The sequence below is a fragment of the Amycolatopsis keratiniphila subsp. keratiniphila genome (assembly GCF_001620365.2).
Lineage (GTDB): Bacteria > Actinomycetota > Actinomycetes > Mycobacteriales > Pseudonocardiaceae > Amycolatopsis > Amycolatopsis keratiniphila.
Window position 1 is genome coordinate 22,147 of record NZ_LQMT02000033.1, and the last position, 21,490, is coordinate 43,636.

Sequence of the window (21,490 nt, forward strand, 5' to 3'; positions counted from 1 at the left end):
TGCACGCGCAACGATCGCAACCAGAGGACGAAACGCGGTGTTAGGTTGCGGGTGTGGCTGAAGAACTGACATTCGACATCCCGGTGGGGGCCGGGGTGGGCACCCGCGCCAACGCCGACGGCGAGCCCGTGACGCCCAAGGACGCGGCGACCGTGATCCTCCTCCGCGACGGCGCCGAAGGCGTCGAGGTCTTCCTGCAGCACCGGGTGAAGGGCATGCCCTTCGCGGGCGGCATGACGGTCTTCCCCGGCGGCGGCGTGGATTCCCGCGATGTCGACACCTCCGTGAGCTGGGCGGGCCCGGAGCCCGCCTGGTGGGCGGAGCGCTTCGGCTGCGACGAGTCGCTGGCCCGCGCCCTGGTGTGCGCGGCCGTGCGGGAGACGTTCGAGGAGTCGGGCGTGCTGCTCGCGAGCACCGGCGACACGGTCGTCACCGACACGACGCCGTACCACGACGCCCGCGAAAAGCTGGTCTCCCGCGAGCTCTCGCTCGCCGCGTTCCTCGAAGCGAACGGTCTGACACTGCGCGCGGATCTCTTGCGCCCGTGGGCGAACTGGGTCACCCCGCCGCAGGAACCGCGCCGCTACGACACCTGCTTCTTCGTCGCCGTGCTGCCCGAGGGCCAGGAGGCGGACGGCGCCACCTCCGAGGCCGTCAGCTCCGGCTGGCAGCGGCCGGAAGAGGCCATCGCCGATGCCAAGGAAGGCCGCCGCATGCTCATGCCACCCACCTGGATCACGCTCGCGGAACTCGGCGAATTCGACTCGTCGGCCGCGGCCCAGGCCGCCGAGCGCGAGATCTCGAAGATCATGCCGACGCTGGTGCGCGACGGCGACAAGGTCCGCGTCATCCTGGACCCGGCGTGAGCGCCCCCGCGTACGGCGTGCTGCGCCGGATCACGCCGACGGCTTCCGTGCTGCTGGAGAACAATCCTTCGTCGATGACGTTGGAGGGCACCAATTCCTGGGTGCTGCGCGGGCCCGGCGCGTCCGGTTCCGTGGTCGTCGACCCCGGTCACGAGGACATCGAGCATCTGACGCTGCTCGCGGAAACCGGCGACGTCGAGCTGATCGTGCTCACCCACCATCACCCCGACCACGCCGAGGGCGCGCCCTGGTTCGCCGAGCGCGTCGATGCTCCCGTGCGGGCCTTCGACGAGAAGCTCTGCATCGGCGGGAAGTCCCTTGTGGACGGTGAGGTGATCGAGGCCGGCGGTGTCCGGCTGTCGGTGCTGCACACGCCCGGGCACACCGGCGACTCGATCTGCCTGGTGTCCGACGGCCAGATCCTGACCGGTGACACCATCCTCGGCCGCGGCACCACCGTGCTGCACGACCTCGGCGACTACCTGCGCTCGCTGCGGAAACTCATCGGGCTGCCCGACGGCACCGTCGGCCTGCCGGGACACGGCCCGGAACTGCCCGATCTGGCCGCGACCGCGCGCGAATACCTGGCACACCGGGAAGAACGGCTCGACCAGGTGCGTTCGGCACTGGAGACGCTCGGCGCGGACGCCACCCCGCGCCAGGTGGTCGAGGTCGTCTACGCCGACGTCGACAAGGCTTTGTGGGCGCCCGCCGAATGGAGCGTGCGGGCGCAGTTGGACTACCTGAGGTCGGAGGACGGCGAATGAGTGACGTCGAGGTCGAGTTCTACTGGCGCCCCGGATGCGGGTTCTGCGCCGCGCTGGAGCGGCCGCTGTCGAAGAGCGGCTTCAAGGTGAAGCGGGTCAACATCTGGGAGGACCCGGAGGCCGCCGCGCGGGTGCGTTCCGTGGCCAATGGGAACGAGGTCGTGCCGACGGTGTTCGTGGGCTCGAAGGCGATGGTGAACCCTTCGTTCGGGGAGATCGAGGCCGCCGTGAAGGCCGCCTCAGCCTGACCCGCAGCGTGCTATGAACGGTCCGTTCCTTGCAAAATTTGCAAGGAACGGACCGTTCATAGCGTTCAGTGCCGGATGACGCGTCGAGCAACCGGGGTGCGAAAGCCACTTTCGCAACACGTCGCCGAGCCGCCCGGCCACGCACGAAAGCGGACGTCAGCGCGCCAGCATCGGCATCACGTAGTACGTCAGCTCCACATCGCCCGGCTCGACCGCGCGGATGACGCAGGCCCGCATCCCGGGCTGGATGTCGAGCCGCACCCGTTCCCCGGCGAAACCCTGCAGCGCGTCCAGCAGGTAGCGCGCCTGGAACGAGGGCGACGTCCGGCCGCCGGAGACCTGCGCCTTCAGCGTTTCCTCGGCCTCCCCGGTGTCGCGCTTCGAGCTGGCCAGCCGAAGGTGTGCGTCGCCGACCTCCAGCGTCAGCACCCGGCGATCGTCCGCGTAGACGCCGACGCGGCGCACGGCGGCGGCCAGCGCGTCGGCGGCGACCTCGACCGTCGTGTCCACAGTGGACGATTCGATCAGCTTCTCCGACAGGAAACCCGCGTCGAGAACGGCGGTGGTGACGGCGACGCCCGCCCAGCTCAGCCCGAACCGGGTGCCGTCGCCGTGCAGGCCGACGGGGCCGCGTGCCTGCTTCGCCGTCTCCGCGAGCAGGCCCGCCGGGACGAGCGCGTCGATCGGCTCGCCTGCGGAGCGCAGGGGCAGGGTCGCCACGGCCATCCGATACCGGTCGGACGCCGTCAGCCGCAGCTCCCGGCTGAAGCTCTGCACGCGGACGCCGGTGAACATCGGCAGCGCGTCGTCCTTCGCCGCCGTGCCCGCGACCGTGCGCAAGGCGGTGACGAGCGCGTGACCGTCCACTTCGGACACCTTCGGCGGCATGTCCGGAAGGTTCAGCTCGCGGCTCAGCAACGGCAGCGCGTAACGCCCGCCCTCCACCCGCACGGCCAGCCGCGAACCCTCGACGACCAAACGCACCAAGTCGTCTTCGAGCATGCGCAGCGTCTCCGCGAGGGGCCCGGCGGGGACGAGGACCTCACCATCGGTGTGGACCATGGCCTCGGCGGTCAGGCGGACGGCTCGTTCACTGTCGTTGCCGCCGACGGCCAGCCCTTCCTTCCCGGCGCGCAGGAGCAGGCCGGAGCGGGCCGGCAGCAGCCGGGCGGCGGCGGAGACGGCGGACGAAAGCGGGCGGGTGGCGGCGGTCAGGTCCATGCCCGCAAGCTAGCGGGTGGCACCGACAAGTTCGGGCGCTTCGGTGGCGGCCGCGGCGGGCTGGGGGCGGAAGGTGCCGCGCAGCAGCCACACCACCGCGGCGAGCGCGAACCCGACCCCACCGGCGGCGAGGAACGCCGCTTCGTGCCCGGCGTGCTCGACGAGGTAGCCGCTGATCGACTGCCCGAACGCGAGACCGAGGGTCACCGCGGTGAGCACCCAGCCGAACGCCTCGGCAGCCGTACCCTTCGGCGCGGCGATCTCGATGGCAGCCGAGTGCGTCGTCGACTGCGGCGTGATGAGCGCGCCCGCGGCGAGCATGGCGAGCGCGAGGCCCCAAAGCGAACCCGGCAGCGCGAGCAGCGCCACCAGCGCGCCGAACCCGGCCAGCAGCACCGGCAGCCGCAGGCCCATCTGACGCGGCCACGGGCGCAGGCTGTACGCCACGCCGAACGCGACCGAGCTGACCGACCAGGCCGAGAGCAGCAGACCGCCGATGGAGGTGTTCCCCGCCTCGGTGGCGGCCGCCGGGACGGCGACCTCGACGAATCCGATCACCGCGCCGAAACCCAGCGCGGCGATCGCGAGTGTGCGCATCCCGGGGCTGGCCAGCGCGCCGAGCAGTTTCCCGCCCGTCGACGGCGACGGCCCCCACGCGCGCACGGTCGGGCTCAGCGCGAACAGCACCGCGCCCGCGATCATGGTCAGCGAACCGGTCACGATGCCGGTGCCCGCCCACGGCGCGGCGATCAGCAGCCCCGCGAACCCGGGGCCGAGGATGAAGAAGACCTCCATGCTGATCGCCTCGTAGGAGAACGCGGCGTTCCGCGTCGGCCCGGCGGGCAGCAGCCGTGTCCACAGCGCCCGCGAGGCCGAGCCGACCATCGGTTCGGTGATCCCGGTGCCGAAGGCCAGCGGGACCAGCACGAGCGTCGGGGCGTGCGCCTCGATCGCGAACACCAGCCCGGTCATCGCCAGTGCGAAGAGCACCGTGGTGGTCAGCAGCGGGCGGGTCGGCCCGAAGCGGTCGATGAGCCGCCCCTGTACGACCGCGCCCACGGAGACGCCCACCAGCGACCCGGCCGACACCAGTCCGGCCGCGGCGAAGGAGCCCGTCTCACGCTGGACGTAGAGCAGCGCGGAGATACCGATCATCGCGATCGGCAGGCGGGCGAGCAGCGACGCGATCACCGCCCCGCGGGATCCGGGCGCGGTCAGCGCGGCGCGGTAGTCGGCGAGGGAGGTGCGGTGACTCTCGGCGGAAGCGGACACAGACTGGGACACGCGTACCAGTATGAACACTTTGGTACGCGAGTACCAGATCTTCGACGGTAAGTTTGGTCACCACCGGATCCGGGTACTACGGACCAGGAATCGGCCGGGTTCATCACGATCGGGTAACAGTCAGGTGATTCTGGGTCATTCGGGGCAACAAATCGACGCAGATGGCGTCCTTGAGAGTGAAAGAACTTGAGTTCACGGCCGATGGCCGTGGATGGTTGTACGACAAACACACAGCTTCCAGCTCCCTCCGGCGTACGGGTCGGGGCCTTGTTCCGGAGGGCGGGGAGCGCGGATCGTCGGGGGATGGTCCGCGCACAGCGAAGAGCCGGTGCGCCACGTCGGGGGTGGCGCCCGGCTCTTCGTTGTGTCGAGCGTTGTGTTCAGGCTCAGATGTCATGAAAGGGTCGTTCAGGACGAAAAACGTCCTGAACGACCCTTTCATGACACTTCTGAAGTGCGGGGGGGGCTAGCGCGCGCGGCGGGCCAGACGCTCCGGGTCCAGGATCAGGACGCTCTTGCCTTCGAGCCGCAGCCAGCCGCGGTGCGCGAAGTCGGCGAGAGCCTTGTTGACGGTCTCGCGCGAGGCGCCGACGTACTGGGCGATCTCTTCCTGCGTCAGGTCGTGGGTGACCCGCAGCAGGCCTGCCTCCTGGCTGCCGAAGCGCTGCGCGAGCTGCAGCAGCGCCCGCGCCACGCGGCCGGGGACGTCGGTGAAGATCAGCTCGGCGACCATGTTGTTCGTCCGGCGCAGCCTGCGGGCGACCACGCGGAGCAGCTGCTCGGCGATCTCCGGGCGGGTGGAGATCCACTGCCGCAGCGCCGGGCGGTCCATCGTCACCGCGCGGACCTCGGTCACCGTCGTCGCGCTGGACGTCCGGGGGCCGGGGTCGAAAATGGACAGCTCTCCGAACATGTCGGACGGGCCGAAGATGCCAAGCAGGTTCTCGCGGCCGTCGGGTGACTTGCGGCCGATCTTCACCTTGCCGGACTGGATGATGTAAAGCTTGTCGCCGGGTTCACCCTCGTTGAAGATGACATGCCCGCGAGGGAACTCCACGGATTCCAAGGTCTGTGCCAGCGCCTCGGCGGCTGCCGGCTCAACACCCTGGAAAATGCCCGCTCGGGCCAGGGTTTCGTCCACCTCGGGTGCCTCCTCATCGAGATACGACGTCGATCCTCATTCTGCCGAGGGCCGTGTCGTCGATCACTTTTCGCGTCAGTCTAGGTCGTGCGCGCGAGATCGCTCGTCGGCACGCCGAACGCGCGCGCGGGCCGGGAACGATCTCGCTCGAACGTGGAGCCTAACTCCGCACGCGTCGCGCGCGAAGCCTGGCCGCCTTCCCGCCCAGCCTGCGCAGCCGGAAAAGCTCGAGAGCGCGCCCGATGCCGTGCCCGTAAAGGGCCCTGACCTCGTTGGGCTGAGCCTGCTCGAGGAACTCCTCGACCTCGTTCTCCTGCACCGCGACGTGCTTGAGCCTGGTCTCCACGCGTTCCATGAACAGCGCGAAGAACATGATCACCAAGGGGACGAGGATGACGAACCAGACGGTCATGCGCCCTGCCCAGGGAATTCCGAAAAGTTGTGCATTACTCCAGATCCTCGCTCATGGCGTCCTCGATCGAAGCGCCGAGGTGGTGCTCTGGCGTGTCGGCCGTCGACCGGCGGGATGCTCCCACTGGCTCGTCCGATGGCGCCCGTAGGCTATCGGGGTGCCTCCTGCCCCCACCAATGCCCCCCGCGCGGGGGGTAAGGGTGAAAGCCGGCTCGCGTTGGTGAGACGCGCCAGGCGGATGAAGCGTTGCCTCGACGACGAGTTCCCCGACGCGCACTGTGAGCTCGATTTCACCACTCCGCTCGAACTGCTGGTCGCGGTCGTGCTTTCGGCACAGACCACCGACGTCCGCGTGAATCAGGTCACGCCCGCGCTCTTCGCGCGCTACCGGACCGCCGCGGACTACGCCGGCGCCGACCGCGCCGAACTCGAGGAGTACCTCCGCCCGACGGGCTTCTACCGCGCCAAGGCGAACTCGGTGCTGGGACTGGGTGCCGCGCTGGTGGAGCGCTACGACGGCGAGGTGCCCGGCAAGCTGAAGGACCTCGTGACGCTGCCCGGCGTCGGCCGCAAGACGGCCAACGTCGTGCTCGGCGACGCCTTCGGGGTCCCCGGGATCACCGTCGACACGCATTTCGGCCGCCTGGTCCGCCGCTGGGGCTGGACCGAGGAGGAGGACCCGGTCAAGGTCGAGCACGCCGTCGGCGAGCTGATCCCGCGCAAGGAGTGGACGCTCCTCTCGCATCGGACGATCTTCCACGGCCGCCGCGTCTGCCATGCCCGCAAACCGGCCTGCGGCGCCTGTCCGCTGGCCAAGATGTGCCCCTCGTACGGAACCGGCCCGACGGGTTTCGAAGAGGCCGCGAAGCTCGTCAAGGGCGAAGAGCGCGACCACATCTTGGATCTGGCGGCCCGCCGGTGACCAGGGTCACCAAACTGGCCCTCGGTGCCGCCGTGCTGGTGGTGGCCCTGATCGTCGCGTTGCTCACGACCCGTGACGACCAGGCACCCGCCAAGACGTCGGGGGATCTCACGGCCGCGCGCGCGAAGGCCGCGCTCGCGCCCTGCCCGCCGCCTGGGCCGGGTGAGGTGGCGAAGCTGGCCGGTGTCGACGTCGAGTGCCTTGGCGACGGCTCCCGGGTCGACCTCGCCAAGGCGGTCTCGGGCGGGCCCGTGCTGGTCAACCTGTGGGCGTCGTGGTGCGAGCCGTGCCGCGCCGAACTGCCGCTGCTCCAGGAGTACGCGGCGTCGCCCGGGGCCGCGCGCGTGCTCCTCGTCCAGGTCGCGAGCTCCGGCGCCGACGGGCTGGCGATGCTGGCCGAACTGGGTGTCCGGTTGCCGTCCGTGTTCGACGGTGACGGACGGACCGGGCCGGTGCGGACGGCACTGAAGGTCCCCTCCTCCCTGCCAGCGACGTACCTGGTCACGGCGGGCGGCGACGTCCGGCTCATCGAGAACCCACGCGTCTTCCTGAACACTGACCAGGTGCGCGCCGCTGTGGAAGGGACACCATGACCGGCCCCCTCGTGGACCCGGAGGCCGTGCCCGCCTGGCTGCAACCGCTGGTCAAGATCAGCGGCGAAGTCGACGCGGCGACCTTCAGCCGGTTCAGCGTGCCACCGGACGCGAGCTACCGGTCCGCGTCCGTCCTGATGCTCTTCGGCGAGGGCCCGCAGGGGCCCGACGTCCTGCTCCAGCGCCGCGCGGACACCCTCGGCTCGCACGCGGGCCAGGTCAGCTTCCCCGGCGGGGGAGCCGAGCCGGAGGACGGCGGGCCGGTCGGCACCGCGTTGCGCGAGGCGGAGGAGGAGACCGGCGTCGAGCCCGCGGGGGTGTTGCCGGTGGCGGTCTTCCCGGAGCTGTTCGTGCCGGTGTCGAGCTTCGCGGTGACGCCGGTGCTCGCCTACTGGCGGACGCCATCGCCGGTGCACGCCGTCGACCCGGGCGAGACGGCGGCCGTGGCCAGGGTGCCGGTCAGCGAGCTCACCGACCCGGCCAACCGGTTCCAGGTCACGCGCAAGGGCTACGACTGGAAGGGTCCGGCGTTCGACGTCGGGGGGATGTTCGTCTGGGGCTTCACGGGCGGCCTGCTGGCGATGACGCTGGCGCTCGGCGGCTGGGAACGGGACTGGGACCACGGCGACGTCCGGGACCTTGACGTAGCGTTGGCCGAACATCAGGCGCGGGTCGACGGGCGGCAAGTGCCGGAGAAGGAGTAGGCGCCGGTGAACTGGGTCGACGTACTGGTGATCCTGCTCGCGCTGCTGGCGGGCGTGTCCGGCGCGTTCCAGGGGGTGATCATCGCCCTCCCCTCGCTGGTCGGGGTGGTGCTCGGCGCGCTCGCGGGGATCAAGATCGCGCCGCTGGTCGTGGAACTCTTCCAGCATCCGGCGGCGAAGGTCGCCTTCGCGGTGGCGACCGTGGTGTTCCTGGTCGCGCTCGGCGAGACCCTCGGGGTCTGGGCAGGCCGGAGGCTGCGGCAGAAGATCAACCCGGACAAGCTTTCCGGCGTCGACAAGACGCTCGGCGCGGTGGTGCAGGCCGCCGTGGTGTTCGTGGTCGCGTGGCTGATCGCGACCCCGCTCACCGCCGTCTCGGGCGTGCCGGGGCTGGCGAAGTCGATCAACGGCTCGGTCGTGCTCGGCGGCGTCAACGACGTCATGCCCGAAGCGGCGCAAGGCTTCCCGAGCGAACTGCGCAAACTGCTGGACGCATCGGGCTTCCCGTCCATTGTGGACCCGTTCCAGAAGCCGAACGTCGAGGACACCAGCCCGCCGGACACCGCGCTGCAGGCGAGCGCGATCGTCAAACAGGTGCACCGCAGTGTGGTGAAGATCCGCGGCAACGCGACCTCGTGCTCGCGGGCGCTGGAGGGCAGCGGTTTCGTCGTCGCGCCGCAGCGGGTGATGACGAACGCGCACGTCGTCGCGGGCACCGACGAGGTCGCCATCGAGTCGACCTCGGGCAAGTTCCCGGCCAGGGTCGTCTACTTCGACCCCGAGGCCGACGTGGCCGTGCTCGCGGTGCCGAGGTTCCAGGCCCCGGTGCTCCCGTTCACGCCGCGGGTCGCGCGGGCCGGCGACAACGCGATCGTGCTCGGTTACCCGCTCGACGGCCCGTACACCGCGACGCCCGCCAGAGTGCGCGGCCGGATCAACCTGCGCGGACCGGACATCTACGAGTCCAACACCGTGCAGCGCGACGTGTTCACCGTGCGCGGGCAGGTCCGCAGCGGGAACTCGGGCGGGCCGATGATCAACCCGGAAGGCGAGGTCATCGGGGTCGTGTTCGGTGCGGCCGTCGAGGATCCGGAGACCGGCTTCACGCTGACTTCGGAGCAGGTGCGGCCGGTGGTGGAGACGGCTCCGGCGCTGAGCGCGAATACCTCGACGGGGCCGTGCGCTAACTGAGCCCACTCACTCACCAGCCGATGCAATGAACGGTCCGTTCCTTGCAAAATTTGCAAGGAACGGACCGTTCATAGCACGCGCGGGAGGTGGGTCAGGAGGAAGGCGAGAGGCCTTCGCGCCACGAAGCGACCGTCTCCTCCACGTCCAGCGGCCGTGCCCGCAGCACCGGACCGCCCGCCGGACGCCGGTGCTCGGCGCGGATCCGCTCGTTCAGGTCCTCGACGATCTCCCGCACCCGCGCCTCCCGGCGCACCTTCGCCAGGGTGTCCGGCAGATCGTCGAGCTCCTTCGCGATCGCCAGCGAAGGCGGCAGCAGCGCCGAAACGTCGTGCCCCTCGGCGCGGACCTTGTTCACCACCCAGGCCAGCGCGGTGTCCTTGCCGTCACTCTTCGGCAGCGGTTTCCCCGCGCCGGGAAGGTCGTCGAACTCGCCCTTCGCCGCGGCGGCACTGACCTGCCTGTCCACCCAGGACTCGAACGACACGCCCGTCGGTTTGCGCTCGGTCATGCGTCCAGGGTACGGAAAAACTCCAGCAACGCGGCCGACGTGCGGTCCGGGGCCTCCAGATGGGGGAAGTGCCCGATGCCCGGCCAGCGCTCGAGGCGGGCGTCCGGGGCCCAGCGACGGGACGTTGCCGCGGTGTCGGGAAGGACGCATCGATCCTCTTCACCGTGCAGCTGCAGCACGCGGGGAGCGAAGCGGCCTCGCAGCGCTTCGCCGAACCGGCGTCCTTCGCCGCGGAACTGTGCCCGGAACGCCCATCGGTAGTACTCGAGCGCGCTGTGCGGCACTCCCGGCACGAGCATCGCCTGCCGAAACGCCCGCACGGCGTCGGTGAACTCCGCCGTGTCCGTCCACTGTGGACCGGACCAGGCGCGGAACAACTCTTCGACGGCGAGCGCGTCGTCCCTGACCAGCCATTTCTCCGGCGCCATCGGCAACTGGAAGCGGAACAGATGCCCCGAAGCCCGCAGCTGCCCCGGCCGCCGGACGGCCCGGCGCAACGCCAGCGGATGCGCGCCGCCCAGCACGCTCACCGACGAGACCAGCCGCGGATGCAGCGCGCCGACCGTCCACGCGAGCATGCCGCCCCAGGCATGCCCGACGAGATGGGCCTTGCGCGCGCCGAGCGACTTGATCAGCCCGCCGACGTCGCCCGCGAGGGTCCAGGCGTCGTAGCCGCGCGGGGGTTTGTCGGAGTCGCCGTAGCCGCGCAGATCCACCGCGACCGCGCGGAAACCGGCGTCGGCGAGCGCGGTCAGCTGGCGGTGCCAGGTCCACCAGAACTCGGCGAACCCGTGCAGCAGTACCACCAGCGGTCCGTCGCCGAGCTCGGCGACGTGCAGCCGGATGCCGTTCGCCGAGACGTCACGATGGGTCCACGGACCGTCGATCCGGACGATCGACGGATCCGGTGTCGCCTGCACCGACTCGAAGACTTCTCAGTCGCGGTCCGCGGGCGCGTCGTCATGACGCGGCTTGAACGCGGCGGCGGTGTCCTTGAAGCTGTTGATCGTGCGCTCGGGCGCCTTGATCTTCTTCACCTTGCGGTAGCCGAGGAAGCCCGCGACCGCCGTCGTGGCGAGCATCAGCCCGAACACGATCGCGAACGCCGCCCAGCGCATCAGCCACTCCGACAGCAGCTCGCCGAGGAAGAAAAAGAAGAAGAACGAGCTGTACAGCCCGACGACCAGCGCGACCAGGAAGAAGATGGCGCCCTTGAGGCCCTTCTTCGCCTCCGCGACGACCTCGGATTTGGCCAGCTCGACCTCGGCGCGGATCAGCGTCGAGACGTGTTGTGTGGCATCGCCGACGAGTTTCCCGAGGGACTGCTCGCTCGCTACCACGTCGTCATCGCTCGACAGGGGGAGGTAGGGCACGGCCCCCACGCCGTCGGGGCCGGTACGTTCGTGCTTGGGGCTGCTCACACCGGTCATCGTGCCACGTGCCCCGATCACGGGCGCGACGGACCGGCGAGTGTCGCCGGTTCAATCCTCGCGCGCGTGCACGCGACTGCGGTGCAGCAGCATCCCGGCGCCCGCCAGCGAGGCGACCGCCGAGGCGATCAAGACCGCCATCTTGGCTTGGTCCACGGCTTCGCCGTCGAGCGCGAGATCGGCGATCAGCAGGCTGACGGTGAACCCCACGCCGCCGAGCATCGACAGCGCCCCGATGTCACGCCAGCCCATGCCCCTGGGTTTCTCCGCGAGCTTGAACTTCACCGCGAGCAGGCTGGCGCCGAAGATCCCGAGCAGCTTCCCGCCGACCAGCCCGATCAGCACGGCCAGCGGCAACGCCGTGGTGAACACCGCGCTGAGCGATTCGCTGTCCACTTTGATCCCCGCGGCGAACAGCGCGAACAACGGCACCGCGACCGCGGCCGACCACGGCTGCAACCGGTGTTCGAGCCGGATCGCGGGCGCGTGCTCCTCGCCCTCGTCGGCGCGGACGCGGGTGAGCAGGCCGAGCGCGACGCCGGCGATGGTGGCGTGGATGCCCGCCGAATGCACCGCGACCCAGGTGATCAAGGCCAGCGGCACGTAGATCCAGGCGCTGCGGACGCGGCGGTGCTGCAGGTACGCGTACAGCGCGAGCGCGACGACGGCGACACCCGCGGCGACGAGGTCGAACTTCGCGGTGAACAGGATCGCGATGAGCAGGATCGCGCCGAGGTCGTCGACCACCGCGAGCGAGAGCAGGAAGACCCGGGCGCTGCTCGGCAGATTCGACGCGGTCAGCGCGAGCACGCCCAGCGCGAACGCGATGTCCGTGGCGACGGGGATGGCCCACGCCCGTTCGATACCCGGCGCTCCCCAGCCGACGGCAAGCGCGACCAGCGCCGGGACGACCATGCCGCCGATCGCGGCGACCACCGGCAGGATCGCCTGCTTGAACCGCGAAAGTTCACCGACCACGAGTTCACGTTTGAGTTCGAGCCCCGCGACGAAGAAGAAGAGCGCGAGCAGGCCGTCTTTCGCCCAGTCACCGATCGTCAGATTCAGGTGGAGCACTTCGGGGCCGAGCCGGAAATCGCGGATGGTGCGATAAAGGTCGTCGATGGGCGAATTCGCCCACAGGAGGGCGATCGCGGTGGCGCCGAGCAGGATCATTCCGCCGGTGGTCTCCGTGCGGAGATAGCGGGCGAAGTCCGCGACGACGGCTTTCGCGGGGCGGTTCGGGCCGGACAAGGCAACCTCCGGTTTTCGGCGACGATGAATACTGTTGCCGACCAGGCTTCCCGGCGCACCTTGACGCGACTTTAACGCCCGGAGCTGCGGAAATCATGCCTTCATGACGGTTGACACAAGATCCATGCGGACGTCGGTGTCCCGTCCACATGCTGGGCTTCTAGCATGTCAACTGAAAACCGACAACGATGTCTTCGATAAGGACGGCATGGTGAGTACCTCTACCGAGGTCCAGCAAGACACGAGGTTCTTCGGGCACCCACGAGGGCTGGCGAACCTCTTCGGCGTCGAGATGTGGGAACGGTTCTCGTTCTACGGGATGCTCGGCATCCTCCCCATCTACCTCTACTACGAAGTCAGTCAGGGTGGCCTCGCGCTGCCGAAGGCCTCCGCGCTCGGCATCGTCGGCGCGTACGGCGGCATGGTCTACCTGTCGGCGGTGATCGGCGCCTGGGTCGCGGACCGCGTCCTCGGCTCCGAACGGACGCTGTTCTACAGCGCCATCCTGATCATGATCGGGCACATCAGTCTCGCCGTGCTGCCGGGGCTGGCGGGTATCGGCGTCGGTCTCGTCTGCGTCGCGGTGGGCAGTGGTGGGCTGAAGTCCAACGCCACGGCCATCGTCGGGACGCTGTACGCGCCGGGTGACGAACGCCGCGACGGTGGTTTCACCATCTTCTACATGGGCGTCAACATCGGCGGTTTCGTCGGGCCGCTGCTGACCGGCCTCGCGCAGAGCGAGATCGGTTTCCACGTCGGCTTCGGGCTCGCCGCCGTCGGGATGGCGCTCGGCCTGATCCAGTACACGATCGGCCGCAAGAACCTCGGCGAGAAGGCGAGCGAGGTCCCCAACCCGCTGCCCGCGTCGCAGCGGCCGCTGGTCTTCGGCGGCACCCTGGTGGGTGTCGTGGCGATCGTGCTGCTCGTGGTCTTCGGCGTGATCAACCCGGGCAACCTCGTCGACGTCGTAGTCTGGGCCGTCGCGGTCATCTCGGTGATCTACTTCGTGGTGATCATCAGCAGCAAGAAGATCACCTCCGACGAACGCAGCCGGGTGTACTCGTTCATCCCGATGTTCATCGCGAGCGCCGCGTTCTTCTCGCTGTACCAGCAGCAGTTCACCGTCGTCGCGGCCTACACCGACGAGCGGCTGAACCGGACGATCTTCGGCTGGGAGATGCCGGTCGCGTGGGTCAACTCGATCAACCCGGTGTTCATCATCCTGTTCGCGCCGGTGATCGCGGCGATCTGGACGAAGCTCGGCTCGCGGCAGCCGTCCTCGCCGATCAAGTTCGTGCTCGGCACGGTCACCATGGGCGTGGCGTTCCTGCTGTTCCTCCCGATGGTCGGCAGCGGCAAGAACGCGAGCCCGCTGCTCGCGCTGGCCGGCATCCTGTTCGTGTTCACCATGGCGGAGCTGATGCTTTCGCCGGTCGGTCTCTCGCTGTCGACCAAACTCGCGCCGGAGGCGTTCAGGACGCAGATGGTGGCGCTGAACTTCCTGTCGATCTCGCTCGGTACGGCGATGTCCGGGAAGCTCGCCGAGTACTACACGGTCGACGACGAAGCGCCGTACTTCAGCATCGTCGGCGGTGTGGCCATCGTGGTCGGTGTAGCGCTCCTGGTGGCGACGCCGATGATCCGCAAGCTGATGAAGGGCGTTCACTGACGCACTTCTTCCCGCGCTGACGAGCGACCCTCGGAGGTGCTGAAAGGGCCCTTCACCGCATAGGAAGCGGTGAAGGGCCCTTTCGCTACCTGGGACCGCCGTTAGCCCACGGTGGTCCCGAACAGCACACCGACGTAGTACGTCACCACCATCGTCAGCGCGCCCACGCCGACGTTCCGCGCGATCGCGCGGCCGGCCCGGGCGTCGCCGAGTTTCGCGCTGATGAACCCGGTCAGCGCCAGCCCGACCACGACGGCCGCCGCGCACGCCCAGACGCGTGCCGAGGTCGACGTCCACACGATCGCCAGCAACGGCAGCAGCGCGCCGACGGTGAACGCCACCAGCGAGGCCCATGCCGCCTGCCACGGGCTGGTCAGGTTGTCCGGATCGATGCCGAGTTCGGCCTCGGCGTGCGCCTGCAGCGCGTCCTTTTCGGTCAGTTCGCGGGCGACCTCGGCGGCCAGTTCCGGGGAAAGGCCCTTGCCTTCGTAGATCTGCGCGAGTTCCCGTTCTTCGGCTTCGGGCATCTCTTTCAGTTCGCGCTTTTCCAGCCGCAACTGTGCGCGTTCGGTGTCGCGCTGGGTGCTCACGGAGACGTATTCGCCACCCGCCATCGAAAGCGCGCCCGCGACGAGCCCCGCGATTCCCGCGGTGGCGATCATTGTGGAGTCGGTGGTCGCGCCCGCGACGCCGACCACGATGCCCGCCACCGACACGATCCCGTCGTTCGCGCCGAGCACCCCGGCGCGCAACCAGTTCAGTTTGCCGCCCAGATCCGCGTGCGGTTCGTGGGGATGTTCGGTCGATACCGTATCGGTCACCGTTTCAGTGAAACACGGAAAACGGCACGATGCGAGCGGAAAGCGTTTCGGTCAATTGAGGCAATCCTTATTCATTATTGCCTTACCTAAGTCGTCGGATAGATTGCCGGACATGGCCGAGGTGATGATCCTGATCGGGTTGCAGGCGTCCGGGAAGTCGACGTTCTTCCGGCGGGCGTTCGCGGGCACGCACGTCCACCTCAGCAAGGACCACTTCCCGAACGCCAAACGACGGCAGCGGCGGCAGCTGCGGATGCTGGCCGAGGCGCTCGAAGAGGGCCGTTCGGTGGTCGTGGACAACACCAATCCGTCGCCGGAGGAGTGGACGCCGCTGATCGAAGTCGCGAGACGGCACGGCGCGCGCGTCTGCGGGTACTGGTTCCCGCCGGATCTCGAAGGCTCCCAAGAGCGCAACGCGCTCCGGAGCGGCAAAACCCGGGTGCCCGACGTCGGTCTGTATGCGACTCTCAAGCGGCTGCGGCGTCCGAGCGCCGAAGACGGTTTCGACGAGCTGTACACCGTCGGTTTCGACGGCGAAGGCGGTTTCGTCGTGGAGCGGGGGTGAGGCATGGACGCCGGTGATTTCGAGGCACGGCAACGGGAACGCGAGTGGTTCCACGGGCTGACCGTGCCACCGGGAGCCTGGACGGTGCTCCGCGTCGACGGCCGGGGTTTCTCCAAGTTCACCGAAGCGCGGTTCGAGAAACCGTTCGATCCCCGGTTCGCCGACTGCATGGCCGAAGCGGCGAGCGCGTTGCTGGCGGAGTTCGCCTCGCCTTACGTGTACACGGAAAGCGACGAGATCTCGCTGGTGCTCCCGCCGTCCGCCGCTCTGTTCGGCCGGGGCGTGGAGAAGCTCGTGTCGATCTCCGCCGGCGTCGCGTCGGCCGCGTTCACTCACGCGGCCGGGGTGCCCGCGCACTTCGACGGCCGGGTCTGGCTCGGCACGACCGCGGACGACGTCGTCGACTACTTCTCCTGGCGTCAGGCGGACGCGGCCCGCTGCGCGCTCAACGGCTGGTGCTACTGGATCCTGCGCAAGGCGGGGAAATCGCCGAGTGAGGCCGGCGCGGCTCTCGAAGGCACTGGCGTCTCCGAGAAGAACGAATTGCTCTTCGCGCACGGCGTCAATTTCGCCGAAGTCCCCGCCTGGCAGCGCCGCGGCGTCGGGCTGTACCGGGAGTCCTACGAGCGCACCGGTTTCGACCCGGTGCGAGAGGTCGAGGTCTCCGCGATCCGCCGCCGCGTCCGCGTCGACCGCGAGTTGCCGATGAAGGGCGAATATCGCGCCTTCCTCGGCGAGTTGCTTCAGCCGATCGGCTCGGGCAGCCGCCGCACGGAGTAGGCGAGTTCGATCGTCTCGCCGGTCGCCGGGTCGCCCAGTTCGACGCGCCAGGAGCCGGCGAACTGGTCGACGCCGTGCACCATCGGGATCGTCCCGGAGATCAGCACGGTCCCCGGGGCGTAGAGGTCACGCTCGCGCAGCACGTCCAGCCAGTACGACGGCGGGAGCAGCTCGGCGAGTTTCCCTTGCTGGATCAGGGTTTCCCCGGCCCAGGCGGACAACGTGAGGTCGTCGAGCCGGTCCTGGACGTCCACGAGCCGCCACGCCTTGGTGGCGAGGACGTCGGGGCCGGCGTTCTTGCTCCACGCGACGCCGTGCGCTTCGAGCGCGCGGTCGGTGTGGTCGCAGGCGGCGGTCAGGAGGACGTCCTCCGGCTCGGGACCGGTGATGACGATGGCCCATTCGGCCTCGCCGGAGGTCCGCTCGTGCTGCACCGGGACCTCGTCGGTCTGACTCGCCAGGTACGGCGCGACCGGGTAGAGCGCCGGGATCACCGAAGGCGCGGGGACGCCGAGTTCGGCCAGTTCGGCCACGTGGGCGGCGACGTCCTCCTGGCTGCGACCGGCGTATCCGGCGTTCAGCAGCGTGTGGACCTCGGTCCGCCGCTCCTGGCCGTCGGGAAGGGTGAAACGCAGCTCAGGCATCTATCCTCCGAGATTGGGGGTTGCGCATACAGCTTGTATACAAGGAGTATATCCGCAATTCAACCCCTCCCGGCGGGGTTGCGGATCTCCTACGGACGGATGTGGACATGACCTCACCAGCCGGTGACCGGCGTTCGTTGCACAAGGCCTTCGCGGCCAGCCTCTCGGGGACAGCGCTCGAGTGGTACGACTTCGCGGCCTACTCGGTGGCGGCCGCGACGATCTTCGGGCATCTCTTCTTTCCCTCGGAAGACCAGCTCGCGAGCACGATGGCGGCGTTCTCGACCTACGCCGTCGGCTACCTCGCCCGGCCGCTCGGCGGGTTCCTCTTCGGCCGCCTCGGCGACGTGCTCGGCCGCAAACGCATCCTGGTCATGACGCTCGTGCTCACCGGCGTGGCGACGTTCCTCATCGGCGTCCTGCCCACGTACGAGACCATCGGCGGCTTCGCGGCGGTGCTGCTCGTGGCGCTGCGGTTCGCGCAGGGCGTCGGCATCGGCGGCGAATGGGGTGGCGCCGTCCTGCTGTCGAGTGAGTTCGGCGATCCCGGCAAACGAGGCTTCTGGGCGTCGGCCGCGCAGATCGGCCCGCCCGCGGGCAACCTGCTCGCCAACGGTGTCCTCGCCGTCCTGGCCGCGCTGCTCACCGAGGACCAGTTCAACAGCTGGGGCTGGCGGATCGCGTTCCTGCTGTCCGGCGCGCTCGTCGGGTTCGGGCTGTGGATCCGGCTCAAGCTGGAGGAGACGCCGGTCTTCAAGCAGATCCAGGAGCGGGGCGAACGTTCGTCGGCGCCGATCTCCGAGGTCTTCCGCACCGAACGCCGCGCGCTCGTGGCGGCCGTCCTGATCCGCGTCTGCCCGGACGTGCTCTACGCGCTGTTCACCGTCTTCGTCCTCACCTACGTCACCACGCACACCGACCTCTCGCGCGGCGCCGGGCTGGCCGCGGTGATGATCGGTTCCGCGTTCCAGCTGATCCTGATGCCGCTGTTCGGCGCGCTCTCGGACCGGGTCTCCCGGCGCAAGATGTACCTGTTCGCGACCATCGCCGCCGGGATCTGGCCGTTCGTGTTCTTCCCGATGGTCAGCGGCGGCTCGTTCGCGATGCTGGCGATCGGGATCGTGCTCGCGCTGGTCATCCACGCCGCGCTCTACGGCCCGCAGGCCGCCCTCGTCACCGAGCAGTTCTCGCCGCGCCTGCGCTACACCGGCAGCTCGCTGGCGTACACGCTGGCCGGCGTGATCGGCGGGGCGCCCGCGCCGCTGCTGTTCACCGCGCTGCTGGCCGGTTTCGACACCTGGCTCGCGATCGGGGGCTACTTGCTCGTGACCGCGGTGGTGACCATCATCGGTGTCGTGCTCGCCCGTGACCCGGACCGCGAGGAGGCCGCTGCCATGGAGCCCGTGCGATGACCTGGGCTCGGATGTCCACTGTGGAGGGTCTGCCGCTGATCGGCGGACAGGGCCGGTTCCGGACGCTCGCGACGGCGGAAGGCGGCCTGGCGTACGAGATCTGTTATCCGGCGGGCGTCGCTTCGCCCGTGCACAGCCACGATCACGACAGCATCGTGTACCTGATTTCGGGTTCGCTGCGCGGCACGCTCGACGGCCGGGAAGTGACGCTCGAAGCGGGCGGGACCATCGTCCATCCGCGCGGAGTCCCGCACAGCGTCGAGGCCATTGTGGACAGTCAGTGGGTCGAGTTCAAGACGCCGCCGCCTTCGCGGCCACCGATCGCGGAATGAAGAAACCGGGGCGGACACTGATATCCAGCGTCCGCCCCGGTCGGGAGGAAAGTCTCAGGCGTCCAGCTCGGCCAGCGCCAGCTTCGCCTTCTCCAGCTCGGCTTCGAGCTGGGCCACCTTCGCTGCCTGCAGCTCGCGGGCTGCGTTGATGACCTCGTCGATCGGGCCCGACAGGTCCGCGTGCAGCTCCTTGGCGGCGCGGGACACGGCGGCGGCCGGGATCTCCAGGCCCTTCGCGACCCACTTGGCGCCGTTCTTGAGCTCGGCCTGCCACTCGCCGTCGGCGGTGCCGGTGACCGTGAGGGTCAGCTCGACGGTGCGGGTCTTCTTCGCCGTCGTGGCGACCTTCGGACGGCCACGCTTCGGCTTGGGGGACTCGACCGCCGCCTCTTCGGCAGCGGGTTCCGGGTTCTCCGGAGTCTCGGTCTTCGCCTCGGCCGGGGCTTCGGCCGTCTCCGCCTGCGGCGTCGAGTCGACGGGCGCTTCGGTAGCCGCTTCTTCGGACACGGCGTCAGTGCGTGTCAAGGCATCCACGGTCATCGTCGGTGTCGTCTCCTTGCCCGGGTATGGGGTGGTACCCGGCACATCCTAGAACAGGCGTTCGACTCGTGCCCGGCGGGGTGTGGTAAGCGTGCCGGATGTCATGAAAGGGTCGTTCAGGACAAAAAGTGTCCTGAACGACCCTTTCATGACGTTTGGGACGGCTACTCCTCGGACTTGCCGGACTTCAGGCCCGAAGAGATCAGGTCCATCACCGACGAGTCGGCCAGCGTCGTCACGTCGCCGACCTGGCGGTTCTCCGCGACGTCACGCAGCAGGCGGCGCATGATCTTGCCGGACCGCGTCTTCGGCAGTTCCTGCACGACCAGGATCTGCCGCGGCTTCGCGATCGGGCCGATCTCCTTGGCGACGTGATCGCGCAGCTCCTGGACCGCCTCGTCGCCGCCATCCACGGCGTTGCCGCGCAGGATGACGAACGCGACGATGCCCTGCCCGGTGGTCGGGTCGGTCGCGCCGACGACGGCGGCCTCGGCGACCGTCGGGTGCGAGACCAGCGCCGACTCGACCTCGGTGGTCGAGATGCGGTGCCCGGACACGTTCATCACGTCGTCGACCCGGCCCAGCAGCCAGACGTCGCCGTCGGCGTCGTACTTCGCGCCGTCTCCGGCGAAGTAGTAGCCCTGGTCGGCGAAGCGGGACCAGTAGGTCTCACGGAACCGCTGCTCGTCGCCCCAGATGCCGCGCAGCATGCCCGGCCACGGCTTGTCGAGCACCAGGTATCCGCCGCCGCCCTTGCCGACCTCGACGCCCTGGTCGTCGACGACCTTCGCCGAGATGCCCGGCAGCGCCTTCTGCGCGGAGCCCGGCTTCGTGGCGGTGACGCCCGGCAGCGGCGAGATCATGATCCCGCCGGTCTCGGTCTGCCACCAGGTGTCCACGATCGGCGCGGAGTTCGCGCCGATGTTCTCGCGGTACCAGATCCACGCCTCGGGGTTGATCGGCTCGCCGACGCTGCCCAGCACACGCAGCGACGAGAGGTCGTACTTCTGCGGGATCTCGTTGCCCCACTTCATGAACGTCCGGATCAGCGTGGGTGCGGTGTAGTAGATGGAGACCTTGTGCTGCTGCACGATCTCCCAGTGCCTGCCCTCGTGCGGGGTGTTCGGGGTGCCTTCGTAGACGACCTGCGTCGTCCTGTTCGCCAGCGGCCCGTAAACGATGTACGTGTGCCCGGTGATCCAGCCGATGTCGGCGGTGCACCAGTAGACGTCTTCGCCCGCCTTGTGGTCGAAGACGTTGTGGTGCGTGTACGCGGCCTGGGTCAGGTAGCCGCCGGAGGTGTGCAGGATGCCCTTCGGCTTCCCGGTGGTGCCGGACGTGTAGAGGATGAAGAGCGGGTGCTCGGAGTCGAACGCCTGCGGGGCGTGCTCCGCGGACTGGCCGTCGACCAGTTCGTGCCACCAGATGTCGCGGCCTTCGGTGATCGGCACCTCTTCGCCGGTGCGGCGCACGACGATGACCTTCTCGACCGATTCGGCGCCTTCGAGCGCTTCGTCGACATTGGCCTTCATCGGGGCGGCCTTGCCGCGGCGGTACTGGCCGTCGGTGGTGATGACGATCCGCGCCGCCTGGTCGTCCACCCGGGAACGCAGTGCTGTCGGGGAAAAACCACCGAAGACGACACTGTGCAGGACGCCGATGCGGGCACACGCGAGCATCGCGACGATCGCTTCGGGCACCATCGGCATCTGGATGGCGACGCGGTCGCCCGCCTCGAGGCCGAGGGATTCGAGGGCGTTCGCCGCGCGGGAAACGTCGTCCTTCAACTGCGCGTAGGTGATGTCACGGCTGTCGCCGGGCTCGCCGACCCAGTGGATGGCGACCTGGTCGCCGTGCCCGGAATCGACATGGCGGTCCACGCAGTTGTACGCGACGTTCAGCTTCCCGCCCACGAACCACTTCGCGACCGGCGCATTGGTCCAGTCCAGTACCTGCGACCACTTCGTTTCCCAGTGCAGGCGCTCGGCCTGCTTGGCCCAGAACGCTTCCCGGTCGGTGTCGGCTTCGGCGTAGAAGTCGGCGGTGGCATTCGCTTGCGCGCTGAAAGCCTCACTCGGGGGGAAGGTCCTGCTCTCCGTGAGCAAATTGTCCAGCGCCGGCGACTGCTCGGTCATGGTGCGATGCCTCCTGTGATTCGCGTGTCTTCACGCCCGTTGGCACGCTATCGA

At 69.1% G+C, this 21,490-nt stretch carries 24 protein-coding genes; 12 read left to right on the forward strand and 12 right to left on the reverse strand.

What is annotated here, in order from left to right:
• Positions 1-53 precede the first annotated feature (53 nt).
• Genes AVR91_RS31830 through AVR91_RS31840 form a run of 3 tightly spaced genes read left to right on the forward strand, consistent with a single transcriptional unit; the run spans position 54 to position 1,881 of the window.
• Positions 54-866, forward strand: coding sequence for an NUDIX hydrolase (locus AVR91_RS31830; RefSeq protein WP_063277329.1), 813 nt, complete (start codon positions 54-56; stop codon positions 864-866).
• A complete protein-coding gene (locus tag AVR91_RS31835; RefSeq protein ID WP_063277328.1) occupies positions 863-1,633 on the forward strand; it encodes an MBL fold metallo-hydrolase in 771 nt (256 codons plus the stop codon). The genes AVR91_RS31830 and AVR91_RS31835 overlap by 4 nt, the downstream gene beginning before the upstream one ends.
• Positions 1,630-1,881 carry a glutaredoxin family protein gene (locus tag AVR91_RS31840; RefSeq protein WP_063277327.1) on the forward strand — a complete coding sequence of 84 codons (252 nt, stop codon included), beginning with the start codon at positions 1,630-1,632 and terminating at the stop codon, positions 1,879-1,881. The genes AVR91_RS31835 and AVR91_RS31840 overlap by 4 nt, the downstream gene beginning before the upstream one ends.
• A 156-nt stretch (positions 1,882-2,037) precedes the next feature.
• Here AVR91_RS31840 and AVR91_RS31845 read toward each other — a convergent pair whose 3' ends face one another.
• The 4 genes from AVR91_RS31845 to AVR91_RS31860 form a co-directional block, all read right to left on the reverse strand.
• On the reverse strand, positions 2,038-3,102 hold the full coding sequence (locus AVR91_RS31845; RefSeq protein ID WP_063277326.1) for a DNA polymerase III subunit beta: 1,065 nt from the start codon (positions 3,100-3,102) through the stop codon (positions 2,038-2,040).
• 9 nt (positions 3,103-3,111) lie between these two features.
• The gene (locus AVR91_RS31850) at positions 3,112-4,374 is read right to left on the reverse strand and encodes an MFS transporter (protein ID WP_172843619.1); all 1,263 of its coding nucleotides are present in this window, start codon (positions 4,372-4,374) and stop codon (positions 3,112-3,114) included.
• 478 nt (positions 4,375-4,852) lie between these two features.
• Positions 4,853-5,527: a Crp/Fnr family transcriptional regulator gene (locus AVR91_RS31855; RefSeq protein ID WP_003081747.1), complete on the reverse strand. Its 675-nt coding sequence runs from the start codon at positions 5,525-5,527 to the stop codon at positions 4,853-4,855.
• A 160-nt stretch (positions 5,528-5,687) separates the two neighbouring features.
• Positions 5,688-5,939, reverse strand: a complete 252-nt coding sequence (locus AVR91_RS31860; protein WP_005166943.1) for a hypothetical protein — start codon at positions 5,937-5,939, stop codon at positions 5,688-5,690.
• Between the two features lie 238 nt (positions 5,940-6,177).
• On the opposite strand from AVR91_RS31860, the gene nth reads away from it, so the two are divergent.
• From nth to AVR91_RS31880, 4 genes are read left to right on the forward strand one after another with little or no spacing between them, the layout of a single operon-like run.
• Positions 6,178-6,861, forward strand: coding sequence for an endonuclease III (nth, locus tag AVR91_RS31865; RefSeq protein WP_063277325.1), 684 nt, complete (start codon positions 6,178-6,180; stop codon positions 6,859-6,861).
• Entirely contained in the window at positions 6,858-7,454 is a 597-nt protein-coding gene (locus AVR91_RS31870) for a TlpA family protein disulfide reductase (protein ID WP_063277324.1), read from the forward strand. Before nth ends, AVR91_RS31870 begins: the two co-directional genes overlap by 4 nt.
• Positions 7,451-8,158 (forward strand): NUDIX hydrolase, encoded by a 708-nt coding sequence (locus AVR91_RS31875; protein ID WP_063277323.1) that lies wholly within the window; start codon positions 7,451-7,453, stop codon positions 8,156-8,158. The genes AVR91_RS31870 and AVR91_RS31875 overlap by 4 nt, the downstream gene beginning before the upstream one ends.
• A 6-nt stretch (positions 8,159-8,164) precedes the next feature.
• Positions 8,165-9,349, forward strand: a complete 1,185-nt coding sequence (locus tag AVR91_RS31880) for a MarP family serine protease (protein ID WP_063277322.1) — start codon at positions 8,165-8,167, stop codon at positions 9,347-9,349.
• 91 nt (positions 9,350-9,440) lie between these two features.
• Here the strand turns inward: AVR91_RS31880 and AVR91_RS31885 are convergent, their stop codons facing one another.
• Genes AVR91_RS31885 through nhaA form a run of 4 tightly spaced genes read right to left on the reverse strand, consistent with a single transcriptional unit; the run spans position 9,441 to position 12,538 of the window.
• Complete coding sequence (locus AVR91_RS31885; protein WP_063273892.1) at positions 9,441-9,857, reverse strand: DnaJ family domain-containing protein; 417 nt, start codon at positions 9,855-9,857, stop codon at positions 9,441-9,443.
• Positions 9,854-10,777: an alpha/beta fold hydrolase gene (locus AVR91_RS31890; RefSeq protein WP_063273891.1), complete on the reverse strand. Its 924-nt coding sequence runs from the start codon at positions 10,775-10,777 to the stop codon at positions 9,854-9,856. Before AVR91_RS31890 ends, AVR91_RS31885 begins: the two co-directional genes overlap by 4 nt.
• A 15-nt stretch (positions 10,778-10,792) precedes the next feature.
• On the reverse strand, positions 10,793-11,287 hold the full coding sequence (locus AVR91_RS31895; protein WP_016337874.1) for a phage holin family protein: 495 nt from the start codon (positions 11,285-11,287) through the stop codon (positions 10,793-10,795).
• A gap of 51 nt (positions 11,288-11,338) precedes the next feature.
• Entirely contained in the window at positions 11,339-12,538 is a 1,200-nt protein-coding gene (nhaA, locus tag AVR91_RS31900) for a Na+/H+ antiporter NhaA (RefSeq protein WP_063273890.1), read from the reverse strand.
• A 208-nt stretch (positions 12,539-12,746) separates the two neighbouring features.
• On the opposite strand from nhaA, the gene AVR91_RS31905 reads away from it, so the two are divergent.
• Positions 12,747-14,207 carry a peptide MFS transporter gene (locus tag AVR91_RS31905; RefSeq protein ID WP_063273889.1) on the forward strand — a complete coding sequence of 487 codons (1,461 nt, stop codon included), beginning with the start codon at positions 12,747-12,749 and terminating at the stop codon, positions 14,205-14,207.
• 101 nt (positions 14,208-14,308) lie between these two features.
• On the opposite strand, the gene AVR91_RS31910 is transcribed toward AVR91_RS31905, so the two are convergent.
• Positions 14,309-15,028, reverse strand: a complete 720-nt coding sequence (locus tag AVR91_RS31910) for a VIT1/CCC1 transporter family protein (protein WP_063273888.1) — start codon at positions 15,026-15,028, stop codon at positions 14,309-14,311.
• A 112-nt stretch (positions 15,029-15,140) separates the two neighbouring features.
• Between AVR91_RS31910 and AVR91_RS31915 the strand changes: the two genes are divergently transcribed.
• Positions 15,141-15,593 (forward strand): ATP-binding protein, encoded by a 453-nt coding sequence (locus AVR91_RS31915; protein WP_063273887.1) that lies wholly within the window; start codon positions 15,141-15,143, stop codon positions 15,591-15,593.
• Between the two features lie 3 nt (positions 15,594-15,596).
• On the forward strand, positions 15,597-16,373 hold the full coding sequence (locus AVR91_RS31920) for a tRNA(His) guanylyltransferase Thg1 family protein (protein ID WP_063273886.1): 777 nt from the start codon (positions 15,597-15,599) through the stop codon (positions 16,371-16,373).
• On the opposite strand, the gene AVR91_RS31925 is transcribed toward AVR91_RS31920, so the two are convergent.
• On the reverse strand, positions 16,337-17,017 hold the full coding sequence (locus AVR91_RS31925) for a DUF2848 domain-containing protein (protein ID WP_063273885.1): 681 nt from the start codon (positions 17,015-17,017) through the stop codon (positions 16,337-16,339). The two genes, AVR91_RS31920 and AVR91_RS31925, sit on opposite strands and share 37 nt — an antisense overlap.
• A 107-nt stretch (positions 17,018-17,124) precedes the next feature.
• Here AVR91_RS31925 and AVR91_RS31930 point away from each other — a divergent pair, with 107 nt between their 5' ends.
• The gene (locus AVR91_RS31930; protein ID WP_063273884.1) at positions 17,125-18,429 is read left to right on the forward strand and encodes an MFS transporter; all 1,305 of its coding nucleotides are present in this window, start codon (positions 17,125-17,127) and stop codon (positions 18,427-18,429) included.
• A complete protein-coding gene (locus tag AVR91_RS31935) occupies positions 18,426-18,761 on the forward strand; it encodes a cupin domain-containing protein (RefSeq protein ID WP_063273883.1) in 336 nt (111 codons plus the stop codon). Before AVR91_RS31930 ends, AVR91_RS31935 begins: the two co-directional genes overlap by 4 nt.
• A gap of 54 nt (positions 18,762-18,815) precedes the next feature.
• On the opposite strand, the gene AVR91_RS31940 is transcribed toward AVR91_RS31935, so the two are convergent.
• Complete coding sequence (locus AVR91_RS31940; RefSeq protein ID WP_063273882.1) at positions 18,816-19,301, reverse strand: DUF6319 family protein; 486 nt, start codon at positions 19,299-19,301, stop codon at positions 18,816-18,818.
• A gap of 164 nt (positions 19,302-19,465) precedes the next feature.
• Positions 19,466-21,436 (reverse strand): acetate--CoA ligase, encoded by a 1,971-nt coding sequence (acs, locus tag AVR91_RS31945; RefSeq protein ID WP_063273881.1) that lies wholly within the window; start codon positions 21,434-21,436, stop codon positions 19,466-19,468.
• Between the last annotated feature and the right edge of the window lie 54 nt (positions 21,437-21,490).

Coding starts and splice junctions, on each gene's coding strand:
- AVR91_RS31840 (WP_063277327.1), top strand. CDS start 1,630: ATGAGTGACGTCGAGGTCGAGTTCTACTGGCGCCCCGGATGCGGGTTC.
- AVR91_RS31845 (WP_063277326.1), bottom strand. CDS start 3,102: ATGGACCTGACCGCCGCCACCCGCCCGCTTTCGTCCGCCGTCTCCGCC.
- AVR91_RS31860 (WP_005166943.1), bottom strand. CDS start 5,939: ATGACCGTCTGGTTCGTCATCCTCGTCCCCTTGGTGATCATGTTCTTC.
- nth (WP_063277325.1), top strand. CDS start 6,178: ATGAAGCGTTGCCTCGACGACGAGTTCCCCGACGCGCACTGTGAGCTC.
- AVR91_RS31875 (WP_063277323.1), top strand. CDS start 7,451: ATGACCGGCCCCCTCGTGGACCCGGAGGCCGTGCCCGCCTGGCTGCAA.
- AVR91_RS31885 (WP_063273892.1), bottom strand. CDS start 9,857: ATGACCGAGCGCAAACCGACGGGCGTGTCGTTCGAGTCCTGGGTGGAC.
- AVR91_RS31895 (WP_016337874.1), bottom strand. CDS start 11,287: ATGACCGGTGTGAGCAGCCCCAAGCACGAACGTACCGGCCCCGACGGC.
- AVR91_RS31905 (WP_063273889.1), top strand. CDS start 12,747: ATGGTGAGTACCTCTACCGAGGTCCAGCAAGACACGAGGTTCTTCGGG.
- AVR91_RS31915 (WP_063273887.1), top strand. CDS start 15,141: ATGGCCGAGGTGATGATCCTGATCGGGTTGCAGGCGTCCGGGAAGTCG.
- AVR91_RS31920 (WP_063273886.1), top strand. CDS start 15,597: ATGGACGCCGGTGATTTCGAGGCACGGCAACGGGAACGCGAGTGGTTC.
- AVR91_RS31925 (WP_063273885.1), bottom strand. CDS start 17,017: ATGCCTGAGCTGCGTTTCACCCTTCCCGACGGCCAGGAGCGGCGGACC.
- AVR91_RS31930 (WP_063273884.1), top strand. CDS start 17,125: ATGACCTCACCAGCCGGTGACCGGCGTTCGTTGCACAAGGCCTTCGCG.
- AVR91_RS31935 (WP_063273883.1), top strand. CDS start 18,426: ATGACCTGGGCTCGGATGTCCACTGTGGAGGGTCTGCCGCTGATCGGC.
- AVR91_RS31940 (WP_063273882.1), bottom strand. CDS start 19,301: ATGACCGTGGATGCCTTGACACGCACTGACGCCGTGTCCGAAGAAGCG.
- acs (WP_063273881.1), bottom strand. CDS start 21,436: ATGACCGAGCAGTCGCCGGCGCTGGACAATTTGCTCACGGAGAGCAGG.